This is a genomic window from Williamsia sp., from assembly GCF_016462415.1.
Classification (GTDB): domain Bacteria; phylum Actinomycetota; class Actinomycetes; order Mycobacteriales; family Mycobacteriaceae; genus Williamsia_A.
This window is the reverse complement of the sequence record NZ_JAEMTF010000038.1, coordinates 28034-39289: the sequence shown is the minus strand read 5'-3', so window position 1 is coordinate 39289 and position 11256 is coordinate 28034. Positions and strand designations below refer to the sequence as shown.

General features: G+C 68.7%; 12 protein-coding genes and 1 pseudogene. 6 read left to right on the top strand and 7 right to left on the bottom strand.

The window, feature by feature from the left end; translation table 11 throughout:
• A pseudogene (locus tag JHC79_RS11505) lies at window positions 1-620 on the bottom strand (acetyl-CoA C-acyltransferase); the annotation flags it as partial.
• Window positions 621-766: 146 nt separating this feature from the next.
• On the opposite strand from JHC79_RS11505, the gene JHC79_RS11500 reads away from it, so the two are divergent.
• From JHC79_RS11500 to JHC79_RS11490, 3 genes are all read left to right on the top strand, one after another.
• On the top strand, window positions 767-1972 hold the full coding sequence (locus tag JHC79_RS11500; RefSeq protein WP_296390788.1) for a TetR/AcrR family transcriptional regulator: 1206 nt from the start codon (window positions 767-769) through the stop codon (window positions 1970-1972).
• Window positions 1969-2967, top strand: coding sequence for an adenylate/guanylate cyclase domain-containing protein (locus JHC79_RS11495; RefSeq protein WP_366782649.1), 999 nt, complete (start codon window positions 1969-1971; stop codon window positions 2965-2967). The genes JHC79_RS11500 and JHC79_RS11495 overlap by 4 nt, the downstream gene beginning before the upstream one ends.
• An 80-nt stretch (window positions 2968-3047) precedes the next feature.
• A complete protein-coding gene (locus tag JHC79_RS11490) occupies window positions 3048-3617 on the top strand; it encodes a dihydrofolate reductase family protein (RefSeq protein ID WP_296390786.1) in 570 nt (189 codons plus the stop codon).
• Window positions 3618-3621: 4 nt separating this feature from the next.
• Here JHC79_RS11490 and JHC79_RS11485 read toward each other — a convergent pair whose 3' ends face one another.
• From JHC79_RS11485 to JHC79_RS11470, 4 genes are read right to left on the bottom strand one after another with little or no spacing between them, the layout of a single operon-like run.
• The gene (locus JHC79_RS11485; RefSeq protein ID WP_296390784.1) at window positions 3622-4686 is read right to left on the bottom strand and encodes an ATP-binding cassette domain-containing protein; all 1065 of its coding nucleotides are present in this window, start codon (window positions 4684-4686) and stop codon (window positions 3622-3624) included.
• Window positions 4683-5492 carry an ABC transporter permease gene (locus JHC79_RS11480; protein WP_296390781.1) on the bottom strand — a complete coding sequence of 270 codons (810 nt, stop codon included), beginning with the start codon at window positions 5490-5492 and terminating at the stop codon, window positions 4683-4685. Before JHC79_RS11480 ends, JHC79_RS11485 begins: the two co-directional genes overlap by 4 nt.
• A gap of 25 nt (window positions 5493-5517) precedes the next feature.
• Window positions 5518-6345: a molybdate ABC transporter substrate-binding protein gene (gene modA, locus JHC79_RS11475; RefSeq protein ID WP_296390778.1), complete on the bottom strand. Its 828-nt coding sequence runs from the start codon at window positions 6343-6345 to the stop codon at window positions 5518-5520.
• Complete coding sequence (locus JHC79_RS11470) at window positions 6342-6761, bottom strand: TOBE domain-containing protein (RefSeq protein ID WP_296390776.1); 420 nt, start codon at window positions 6759-6761, stop codon at window positions 6342-6344. The genes modA and JHC79_RS11470 overlap by 4 nt, the downstream gene beginning before the upstream one ends.
• 137 nt (window positions 6762-6898) lie before the next feature.
• Between JHC79_RS11470 and surE the strand changes: the two genes are divergently transcribed.
• Together surE and JHC79_RS11460 are read left to right on the top strand one after the other, a co-directional pair.
• A complete protein-coding gene (surE, locus tag JHC79_RS11465; protein WP_296390774.1) occupies window positions 6899-7684 on the top strand; it encodes a 5'/3'-nucleotidase SurE in 786 nt (261 codons plus the stop codon).
• Window positions 7685-7748: 64 nt separating this feature from the next.
• On the top strand, window positions 7749-8405 hold the full coding sequence (locus JHC79_RS11460; protein WP_296390772.1) for a class I SAM-dependent methyltransferase: 657 nt from the start codon (window positions 7749-7751) through the stop codon (window positions 8403-8405).
• On the opposite strand, the gene JHC79_RS11455 is transcribed toward JHC79_RS11460, so the two are convergent.
• Window positions 8396-10405, bottom strand: coding sequence for an SDR family oxidoreductase (locus JHC79_RS11455; protein WP_296390770.1), 2010 nt, complete (start codon window positions 10403-10405; stop codon window positions 8396-8398). The two genes, JHC79_RS11460 and JHC79_RS11455, sit on opposite strands and share 10 nt — an antisense overlap.
• 61 nt (window positions 10406-10466) lie before the next feature.
• Window positions 10467-10883, bottom strand: a complete 417-nt coding sequence (locus JHC79_RS11450; protein ID WP_296390768.1) for a helix-turn-helix domain-containing protein — start codon at window positions 10881-10883, stop codon at window positions 10467-10469.
• Between the two features lie 43 nt (window positions 10884-10926).
• On the opposite strand from JHC79_RS11450, the gene JHC79_RS11445 reads away from it, so the two are divergent.
• A partial coding sequence (locus JHC79_RS11445; RefSeq protein ID WP_296390766.1) for a hypothetical protein occupies window positions 10927-11256 on the top strand: 330 nt, incomplete at its 3' end.

Below are 11256 nucleotides of genomic sequence, written 5' to 3'. Positions count from 1 at the left end.
TGCTCGTCGTGGTCGAGGATCAGGACACCGTTCATGTCCTTGACCGGGACGACCGACTTCGCGAAGTAGCCGGCCGACCATGCGGCCTCGGCGCGGTTCTGCGACTCGACGGCGTAGGCGTCGACGTCCTCACGGCTGAAGCCCTCGAGCGTGGCGATGAGGTCGGCGCCGATGCCCTGCGGGGCGATGTAGAGGTCGTATGCGGTGGCCGGGTCCTGGAACATCGCGCCACCGTCGGAGCCCATGGGCACGCGCGACATCGACTCGACACCACCGGCGATCACCAGGTTGTCCCAGCCCGATGCGACCTTCTGGCCTGCGAGGTTGGTGGCCTCGAGGCCCGAGGCGCAGAAGCGGTTGATCTGGGTGCCGGGGACCGTGTCGGGCAGGCCGGCGACGAGCGCGGCGGTCCGCGAGATGACGGCGCCCTGCTCACCGACCGGGGAGACGACGCCGAGCACGACGTCGTCGATGTCGGCGGGGTCCATGTCCGGGAAACGGGTGCGGAGCTCACCGATCAGACCGGCGACCAGATCGACGGGCTTGGTTCCGTGCAGCGAACCGTTGCGCTGCTTGCCACGTGGCGTGCGGATCGCCTCGTAGATGAATGCGTCACTCATGGTGGGTGTTCCTCTCAGTTCCTCTTCGGAACTCTCTACGTTTCCAACCGTGTTCGCCATAGGCTAACGCGCGATAACTTATTTGGCTATACCCGCCTGTCAGACTGCTTCGCAGCTGTTCGATTCTGCGCTAGTGTCTGTTCACCATGTCCGCCACCCCAGAGCCCCCGGCCCTCTCGACGGCCCGCCGACCGGCCGATCGCAAGCGTCAGCTGATCGATCGGGCGGCCCAGCTGTTCCTCGAGCGCGGCTACCCCCAGGTCTCGGTGGCCGAGATCGCGCGGGCGGCCGGGGTCACCGGGCCGTCGCTGTACCGACACTTCGACGACAAGCAGGCACTGCTGACCGCCGCGGTGTTGACCGGGGTCGACGACCTGGAGACGTGCACCGACCGCGCCTTGTCCTCGACGCAGCGGTACGGATCAGACGACCCGCGCCGGCTCGACGTTCTCGTCGACGCGATCTGCAACCTCGGCATCCGGCGCCCGGAGGCGGCGGTGCTGTGGCGATGGAACGGCGCGTTCCTGTCCGACGAGCAGAACAGCGAGGTCGCCGCACGGACCACCGCCGTACTCGAGCGTTGGGCGCAGGCCCTGTTCCTCGGCCGAGACGACCTGAGCCCGTGGGAGATCCGCCAACTGGCGTGGGCGGTGCTCAGCATCACCGGCAGCCTGTCGGTGCACACGACGCGCATCCCGGCCACGCGGGCCCGGGCACAGCTGCGGACTCTCGTCGGTCGGGCCATCGCCCTGCGCCCGGCAACCGCACCGGAGCTCACCGCGGTGACCATGCCCGCGGGCGAGGCCGTCGGACGGCGCGAGGAGATCCTGGACGCGTCGTCGGAGCTGTTCCAGCGCAAGGGCTTCGGCAATGTCGGGGTCGACGAGATCGGCGAGGCCGTGGGGATCACCGGGCCGAGCGTCTACAAACACTTCCCCAGCAAGATCGCGATCCTGACCAGCATCGGCCGACGCAGTGCCGCCCGACTGGAGGCCGGCGCGATGGCCGCCGGCGCGGTGACCACCTCACCGCGGCAGTTGTTGGCCGCGCTGGCCGAGTCCTACGTAGCCGTTCTCACAAGCACACCGGATCTTTCTGTGGCCTTCAACAACGGCGCGGTACTGCGCAATCTGGATGCGCGCGATCTGCTCGCCGCGCAGCACCATTACGTGGCACGCTGGATCGCGCTGGTCACCGAGATCGAGCCCGGACTCCCCCGGGCCGAGGCGGCGATCACCGTGCACGCGGCGTTGTCCATCGCCAACGACACGGTGCGGATGCGTCGGGGCAGAGAGCGACCCGCCCTTCCGGGGCAGCTCGCGTACCTCATGAAAGGCGTTCTGGGACTGTGACGGAACCCGATTCGACGACCTCTGACAACGGCGGGCCCGACGATCGTCTCGCCCATGTCGAGGAGGTGCTCCTGGGTGGTCCGCGTGTGTTCACCCGCGATCAGGCCGTCGACGAGCTCGACATCGACGCCGCGTTCGCCGACGAGATCTGGCGCGCGTTCGGTTTCGCCCACGACGCCCGCGACGAGGCCATCTTCACCGAGGACGATCTCTCGGCCATGGGGTTGGTGATCGCGGCCTATCGGGCCTCACCCGAGGGGTCGGCACTCGCGGCGGCGCGGGCGATCGGTCAGACGATGTCGCGGCTGGCCGACTGGCAGGCCTTCCGTCTCGACGAGCTCGATCGTGACCCCGATGTCGACGTCAGCCTGGCGCAGATGGCCCTCGCCATGGGCCGCGTCCAGACGCTCATCTGGCGGCGCCACCTGGCGTCGGCGTTGCGCGGACTCGACGCCGGCCGCATCGCCGACGCCGGTGAGGGCGAGGGACACGAACTGGCGGTCGGGTTCTGCGACATCGTCGGATACACCAGCCTGTCCCGCAAGATCGGGATGAACGAACTCACCACCCTGCTCGAGTCGTTCGAGGGGCGGGCCAGCGACATCATCACCGACCACGGCGGACACATCGTCAAGACGCTGGGCGACGCGGTGATGTTCACCGTCGACGATGCACTGGAGGCGACGAAGGTCGCGCTCGAGTTGCACACGCTGTCGGAGCGCGACGAGATCCCGCCGCTGCGGGTCGGCCTCGCCTACGGACGTGTCCTCACCCGCTTCGGTGACGTCTTCGGCGAGCCGGTCAACATCGCCGCGAGACTCACCGGATCCGCCCGTCCCGGGACGTCGCTCTGCGACTCCGAGTTCGCCGACGTCGTCGACGACGACCGCTTCTTCTTCAAGTCGATCGGGTCGCTGAGCGTCCGCGGATACCGGCATCTCAAGGCCCGCGTCATCGAGTACGACCGCGACCACGCACCCGACAGCTCACGATGACGTGCCGGGCGCGATGAGTTCCCGGGTCGGGACCGGTCTGTATCGCTGACCGCACCACAGCAAGCCTCGGAGGAAAAGTCATGCGTCAATTGATCGTCACCGCATTCGTCTCACTCGACGGCGTCATGGAGGCGCCGGGCGGAGAGCCCGGCTACCGCAACTCGGGGTGGACGTTCACCGACATAGAGTTCGATCCCGCCGCGTACGAGATCAAGGGTCGCGAACAGCAGGAAGCCGGGGCACTGCTGTTCGGCCGCACCTCCTACGAGGCGTTCGCCCCCGTGTGGCCGACGATGGAGGAGTTCGCGCAGATGAACACCCTCCCCCGCTACGTGGTCTCGACCACCCTCGATTCCGACGATGACCGGTGGCCGGCGGAGATTCTGGGGTCGGTGGACGATGTCGCGGCGCTCAAGCAGACCGACGGCGGACCGATCCTGGTGCAGGGCAGCGCAACTCTCGGTGCGGCCCTGGCCGACGCCGGCCTCGTCGACCGATACCACCTGCTGGTCTTCCCGGTACTGCTCGGCGCAGGCAGGCGACTGTTCAGCCAGGCCGACAAGGACACCACGCACCTGAGGATCGTCGAACACGAGGTCTACGGCAACGGCATCTGCAAGCAGGTCCTCGACGTCGTCCACCCGAGCTGACATCTCAGGTCGTGGTCGGGTAGACGACCACCTCGGAGGCCTTGACCGCGAGATGGACCGGCGATCCGGCGACGAGTCCCAGATCGGAAACCGCCGGCCAGGTGAGCTCCGCGGAGATCGTGGTTGCACCGCAGTCGACGCGGGCGAGAGCGCGGTCGCCGTGCGGTACCACCTGCGCGACGCTGCCGGCGAAGACGTTGCGAGGACTGCCGTGCGGATCGTCGCGGTAGACCGCAACCGAGCGTGGCGCGAAGGCCGCGAGAACGGGTGCACCGGTCCGCACTCCGTCGACCGGTTCCCCGATCACTGCGATGCCATCACCCGCAACGTGATCCGACTGCCACGTCCCGCCGACGAGGTTCAGCCCGGCCAGCCGCGCGGCGAAGTCGTTGACCGGGTTCGCCAGCACGTCGCGCACGGGCCCGCGGTCGACGATCCGACCTCCGGCCATCACGAACGCGGTGTCGGCGAGACTCACCGCGTCGACGATGTCGTGGGTGACGAACAGCGTGATGCGCCTGCGGTCGGTGAGCACGTCACCGACGAGTGCCCGCAAGCGTGCGGCGACGTCGACGTCCAGGGCGGCGAACGGCTCGTCGAGCAGCAGCACCGCGGGGTCGGCGGCGAGCGCACGGGCCACCGCGACCCGCTGCGCCTGACCACCGGACAGCTGGGCCGGTTTGCGGTCGGCCAGGTCCACGACGTCGACCGCCCTCATCCACTCGTCGGTCCGTCTGCGCACCTCGGCGCGACCCACGCGAGCGGCCGACGGTGCGAACGCGATGTTCTGCCGGACGGTCATGTGCGGGAACAACCGGGCCTGTTGCGACAGCAATGCCACCGAGCGTCGGTGCGGGGCGACGAAGGTCGCGTCGTCCACCAGCACCCGGTCGCCCACGCGCACCGTCGCGGAGTCGGGTCGTAGCAATCCGGCGAGCAGGTTCAGGACACTGCTCTTACCGGCGCCGTTGGGGCCGAGCACCGCGACCGTGGCCCCCGCGGGTACCTCGAACTCGACGTCGACGGCCGGGACACGCAGGCGCAGGGTCGCACTCAGACCGGCGGTCACACCGCGGCCGCTCGTCGTCGTCCGGGGCGACGCAGGTGGACGGCGACGACGACGACCAGCGCGAGGACCACGAGCACCAGGGCGAGCGGCAACGCCTGCTGCGGGTCGCTGATCTCGTCGACGTAGATCTTCAGCGGGGCGGTCTGCGTCACCCCGGGCGAGTTGCCCGCGAACGTGATGGTGGCGCCGAACTCGCCCATGGCCCGCGCGAAGGCCAGCACCACCCCGGAGAGCACCGCGGGAAAGACCAGCGGCAGGGTCACCGTGAGCAGGGTGCGGGTCGGTCCGGCGCCCAGGGTGGCCGCCACCTGCTCGTACGACGAGCCCGAGACCCGCAGCGCGCCTTCGACACTGATCACCAGGAACGGCAGTGCCACGAAAGTCTGGGCCAGTACCACCGCGGTCGTCGAGAAGGCGATGTCGATGCCCCAGACCGTGAGGTGCTCACCGATGAGACCCTTACGCCCGAACGCGTACAGCAGCGCGATGCCACCCACCACCGGTGGGAGGACCAACGGCAACAACACCAAAGACCTGATGGCCCGCAGCACCGTTGCGTCGCTGCGCGCGAAGATGGTGGCCATCGGTACGCCGATGAGGATGCAGGCGAGCGTGCTGGCACCGGCGGTGCGCAGGCTCAACCCGAGGGCCTGCAGGGACGCCTCCGAGGTGATCGACCCCCAGAAGTCGTCCCAAGGCATCCGCTGCGCCAGCGCGATCGGCGGGATGATGATCAGCGCGAACCCGAGGGCTGCGGGCACGTAGAGCCACAGGGGAACCGATCGCAGGCCCGACTGTGATGTCACTGCGGGGGACTCACAGCGGAGGGCGTCACTTCGCGCCGAACCCCAGTTCCCGCAGCACGCCGGTCCCGGTCGTGCCCAGCACCTCCTGGATGAAGGTCGCCGCCGCGCCCGCGTTCGTCGAGTCCTTCACGGTCGCGATCGGATACGAGTTGACCACCGACGCGAACGCGGGGTCGTTCACCGTGGCGACCTTCGACCCCGCCGCTCTCGCGTCGGAGGTGTAGACCAGACCGGCGTCGGCCTGGCCCGAGGTCACCTTGGACACCACACCGGTCACGGCGGTCTCCTCGCTGGCGGGTGTGATGTCGACGCCGGCGTTGCGCTCGACCTGTGCGGCGGCGTTGCCGCACGGAACCGCGACCGCGCACAGCACGGTGGTGACGCCCGGCTTCGCCAGGTCGGCCACCGAGCTGATCTTCTTCGGGTTGCCCGGTGCGGTGATGATCGTCAGCACGTTGCGCGCGAAGATCTGCGGATCGACGGCCTGATCACCGAGGCTCGTCATGGTCTTCTGATCGGCGGTGGCGATCACGTCAGCGGTTGCGCCCTGCTTGATCTGCGTGACCAGCGTCGACGACCCGTCGAAGTTCAGCTTCACCGTCACCTCGGGATGCGCCTTCATGTAATCGTCGGCGATCTCGGTGAAGCCCTTCTTCAACGAGGCCGCCGCGAACACCGACAGCGTCGTCGGCGACGCCGCCGACGAGGCCCCGCCTGCGGAGCCCGATGCACCCGTACCGTCGGCGCTGTCAGAACCCGACGAACACCCGGTGGTCAGGGCGACCCCGGCGATCGCGACACCCGCGAGGGCGGCCATCCGGACGAACGGTCGTCTGGTCGATTGGGTTGTCACTGTTCCTCTTTCGTGGATGAGTCCGGGCGTTCGACGATGACGGTGGTGGCCTTGACGACCGCGGTGGCCACGACGCCGACCCGCAGGTCCAGATCGCCGACGGCGTCGGTGCTCATCAGGGACGTGACCTCGAAGGGTCCGCATTGCATGGTCACCTGCGACATGACCGGGTCGGAGCGGACCGCGGTCACCAGGCCGACGAACCGATTGCGGGCCGAGCGTTCGACGCCGATCCCGTCGGCGGTCGGTCCCGGCGCCCGACCACGGGCGAGTTCGGCCAGTTCCGCGCCGTCGACGACGGCACGACCCGTTGCGTCGGTACCTCCGCTCAACTCCCCGCTCGCGACCCAGCGTCGTACGGTGTCGTCGCTGACCCCGAGCAGCTCGGCCGCCCGCCGTATCCTGATCTGGGTCATCCCACCCTCATTACCGTCGCATCTGCGGTTGTTCGCGCTCATCCTATCCGCAGCTGCGAAACAGGGACGGGGGCGTCGACCGATCTCGTCCCGACGGGACATCAGGCCCGCGTGGGCGTCGGCTAGCGTCGGAGACCATGAGCCTGCGGATCCTGCTGACCAACGACGACGGGTGGGCGGCCCCCGGTATCCGCGCCCTCGAGACCGGGCTGCGCGCCGCGGGCCACGAGGTGTTCACCATCGCGCCTGCGGAGAACCAGAGCGGCGCGAGTGCCCGCATCGGCTCCAGCGGAAAGCTGACCGTCGTGGCCGCCGAGGGTCATGACAACGTCTGGGCCGTGTCCGGGTCGCCGGCGGACTCGGTGATCTTCGGGCTGTCGCACGTCCTGTCCGAGACCCCACCCGACATCGTGGTCTCCGGCGCCAACGCGGGCGCGAACGCCGGTCAGGCCGTGCATTTCTCGGGCACCGTCGGTGCGGCCGTCTGCGCCACCAGTTTCGGGGTGCCCGCGATCGCGGTGTCGACCGACCTCGCGTGGGACCACACCGCGGAGTTCGCCGACTTCGACACCACCACACGCGTCACCGTGGCCCTTCTGGGGTGGGGCAGCCCCGCGGACCTCGTCCACGAGGGAACCGTCCTGAACGTGAACGTCCCGGCGCCCGACCACGAGCGGACACCGGAACTCGTCGCGACCGAGGCCGACCGACTCCCGATGGGGCGTATGGGTTACACCGCCGGCGAGGACGACGGAGAGTTCGCGCTCACCTTCGCCCCCGGGCCGCCCGCCGCCCAGGGCACCGACACCGCCGCGGTCAAGTCCGGGCTGATCAGCCTGAGCGCGGTCGCGGTGACCGGTCTGCTCGACGACAGTGTGGCGGCGCATCTGCAGCGCGTGGCGTCCGCCGATCTCTCGTTCTGACTCGGATTTGCCGAAACGGCAAACAGGTTTGCCCTTCTGAACCACCCGCGTCACTCTCGATGGTGTGCATGACTTCGATCAGACGTACTGGGAGCGCCACTGGCGCGAGTCACCGCTTCCCACCGAGGCGTCCCGCGTCCCGCCCGCCAACCCGTATGTCGTCGACGAGACCCGTGACCTGACCCCGGGGACGGCACTCGACGCCGGGTGCGGTGTGGGCGCGGAGGCCATCTGGCTCGCCGGCCAGGGATGGGCGGTGACCGGCGTCGACATCTCTGCGACCGCGCTGGCGACGGCGGACGACCGCGCCCACATCGCCGGGGTGTCGGAGAGGATCAGATGGGTCGAGGCCGACGCGAGCGCGTGGGAACCGACGCAGCGCTGGGATCTGGTGATGACGAACTACGCCCACCCGGCCATCCCACAGCTCGAGTTCTATCTCCGTCTGGCGCAGTGGGTCGCCCCCGGGGGCAGCCTGCTCATCGTCGGCCACCGCAGTGGCGACCACGGCCACAGCCACGGCTCACACGACGACGCCGATCACCCGCCGCACGAGGCGACCGCGACGGTCGCGGGCATCACGGGTGGGCTCGACACGACGGTCTGGCGGATCGACACAGCCGCCGACCGCACCCGGAACACCGGCGGTGGGCACGGGCACTCCGGAACACTGCACGACGTGGTCGTGCGGGCGACGCGCCGCGCGGACGTTCACCAGTAGACGCCGGGCACCAATCGTGCGATCCGCTTGGCGGACTTGGGCAGTCCCGCGTTCTGTAGGTTCATGGGCACCGGCGACTTCGACTTCGCCCGCTCGGTCTCGGTCGCCGGATCGGGCGCCTCTCCCTTGGCCGCACTGGACTCCGGGAACAGCCGGTAGGCCTGGTGCAGCAGGGCGTTCTTGAACCGGGGCGCGAACAGTCCGGTGAACTCGGCGATGGTGCCCACCGGGGTGTCGATGCGCACCGGACGCTTCTCCATCGCCCGGATCACCATCTGCGCGGCATCATCCGGCGACGACGTCGGCATCGACTGGTAGATCGTGGTCGGCGCGATCATCGGCGTCCGCACGAGCGGCATCTTGATCGAGGTGAAGGTGATGCCGTCGTCGTGGACCTCGGATGCGATGACATCGCTGAACGCGTCGAGCGCGGCCTTGCTCGCGACGTAGGCCGAGAAGCGCGGGACCTTGGTCTGCACGCCGATCGACGAGATGTTCACGATGTGGCCGAACCGCCGTTCCCGCATGCTCGGCAGCAGCGCGAGCACGAGACGCACGGCGCCGAAGTAGTTGACCGACATCGTGCGCTCGTAGTCATGCATCCGATCGGTGGACCGCACCACACCGCGTCGGATCGATCGACCCGCGTTGTTCACCAGGTAGTCGACGTGATCATGTTCGTCCAGAACGGTTTTCACCATCGTCTCCACCGACTCGGTGTCGGTGATGTCGCACGGATAACCGTGTGCGTCGCCGCCCTCCGCGCGGATCTCGGCCACCGCGGTCTCGAGGTCCTCGACGCCACGCGCCACCAGGATGACGCGTGCGCCGCGCTTGGCGGCCTTGTGTGCCGTGGCCAACCCGATACCCGACGATCCGCCGGTGATCATCACGCGTCGACCGGCGAGTTCACCGGCCGCGCTGGGTCGACGGGCCCGGTTCGGATCGAGGTTGTCGTACCAGTACTCCCACAGCACGTCGGCGTAGTCGGTGAACTCGGGCACCGACAAACCGCTGCCCGCCAACGCCTTCTGCGTCTCCTTCGAGGTGAAGACCGAGGGGAAGGTCAGGTGGTCGATGACCACCGGCGGTACGCCGAGCTGGTCGAGTACCAGGTCGCGCGCGATCTTGAGGCCGGGCAGCTCGCTCAGCCGCAGGGCCGGACCCGAGATCGCCTCGGGCACCGAGCCGACCGCCATGGGCGCGCCGGCCGCGGCCGCGAGGGCACCGTAGATCTCGCGCGTCGACTGCGGCTTGGGGTTGACCAGGTGGAACGCACGGCCGTCGAGGTCGTCGCCGTGCACCAGCTCGACCATCGCCGCGGCGACGTAGTCGACCGGGACCACGTTGGTGTTGCCGATCTCCGGGACCAGCGTCGGGAGCAGTGACGGGAGCGCTCCGAGCAGGCGCAGGGCGGTGAAGAAGTAGTAGGGGCCGTCGATCTTGTCCATCTCGCCCGTCACCGAGTCGCCGACCACGATCGCCGGGCGGTACACCCGCCAGCGCAGGCCGTCGGCCTCGCGGACCATTTTCTCGGCCGTGAACTTGGTGCTGTGGTACGGCGACGGCAGCCCCTGTCCGAGGTCGAAGTCGTCCTCGGTGAACTTCCCGATGTGGTCGCCGGCCACCGCGACCGACGACACATGGTGCAGGGTGGCGTCGAGGCGCAGCGCGAGGTCGATGACCGCGCGGGTGCCGTTCACGTTGGCGGCCTCGGAATCGGCTGCGCTGGCGGTCATGTCGTAGACCGCGCCCAGGTGGATGATGTGGTCGGCGTCCGGGGTGTCGGAACCCAGGCCGAGTCCGGGCTGCGTCAGATCACCCACGAGCGGGGTGACGCGATCACCGCCCAACCACGTCGCGGCGAGCCGTTCGATCCGCGGCACCGACGACGCTCGCACGAGCGCGTACACCTTCGCCGCGGGCTCGCGCTCGAGCAGGCGGGCGACCACGCGGCGACCGAGGAAGCCGGTCGCACCGGTGACGATATAAGTGGACATCAGACCTCCGCGTCGGGATTCGAATTCGCCAGTCCATGGTGGCGCATCGACCGCGTTCGCGTCAGCGAGTCGGGATATGCGCCCGCCGGTCGAATCGATCCTGGGCGTCGACCACCGTCTCGATGTGTCGGGTGGTCCACCCGTACAGCGCGAGCATCGGTTCGTAGAGCGTCGTGCCGAACGGGGTCAGACGATAGGTGACAGAGACGGGGCCACTGGTCGCGACGATTCGTTCGACCATCCCGTTACGTTCGAGTCCTCGCAGGGTGCTGGCCAACACCTTCTGTGACACGCCGTCGACGCGACGGCGCAATTCGTTGAATCGGCTGGGCCCCTCGTCCAGGACACAGATCACCAGAACGGTCCACTTGTCGGCAATCTGGTCGAGGAGGAGCCGCGCCGGACAGTCCCGCTGCAGCGCCGACATGGATGTGGGAGCGGGCGCCTCGGTCACCTGCGGGATACCTGGTGAGGTCATGGTTTCTATTTAACACCACGTCGCCAGCGGATACCGTGGACGCATGCCCACCACCAGTCCGATCCCGTTCACCAGTGCAGTGCACTGGCCCGTCGGCCGTCAGACGTTCACCTCGGTCAGTGACGGCTACTACCAGACCGACCTCTCCGTCTTCCCCACGTTCGACCCCGTCGAGGCCGGTGGTCTGCAACGTGCCGCTTACCGGACGACCGAGCCCCGGATCTCGCACAACGTGTACGTGGTGCGGGGCCCCGACCACGCGCCGGTGCTCATCGACGCGGGGATGGGGGACGGATGGGGACCCACCATGGGTCATCTCCCGTGGGCGTTGTCGTCGATCGGTGTCGGCGCCGACGAGGTGGGCACGGTGTTG

Bases quoted from the DNA above. Each gene is read 5' to 3' on its own strand.
- JHC79_RS11500 (WP_296390788.1), top strand. From the start codon at position 767: ATGTCCGCCACCCCAGAGCCCCCGGCCCTCTCGACGGCCCGCCGACCG.
- JHC79_RS11490 (WP_296390786.1), top strand. From the start codon at position 3,048: ATGCGTCAATTGATCGTCACCGCATTCGTCTCACTCGACGGCGTCATG.
- JHC79_RS11470 (WP_296390776.1), bottom strand. From the start codon at position 6,761: ATGACCCAGATCAGGATACGGCGGGCGGCCGAGCTGCTCGGGGTCAGC.
- surE (WP_296390774.1), top strand. From the start codon at position 6,899: ATGAGCCTGCGGATCCTGCTGACCAACGACGACGGGTGGGCGGCCCCC.
- JHC79_RS11455 (WP_296390770.1), bottom strand. From the start codon at position 10,405: ATGTCCACTTATATCGTCACCGGTGCGACCGGCTTCCTCGGTCGCCGC.
- JHC79_RS11450 (WP_296390768.1), bottom strand. From the start codon at position 10,883: ATGACCTCACCAGGTATCCCGCAGGTGACCGAGGCGCCCGCTCCCACA.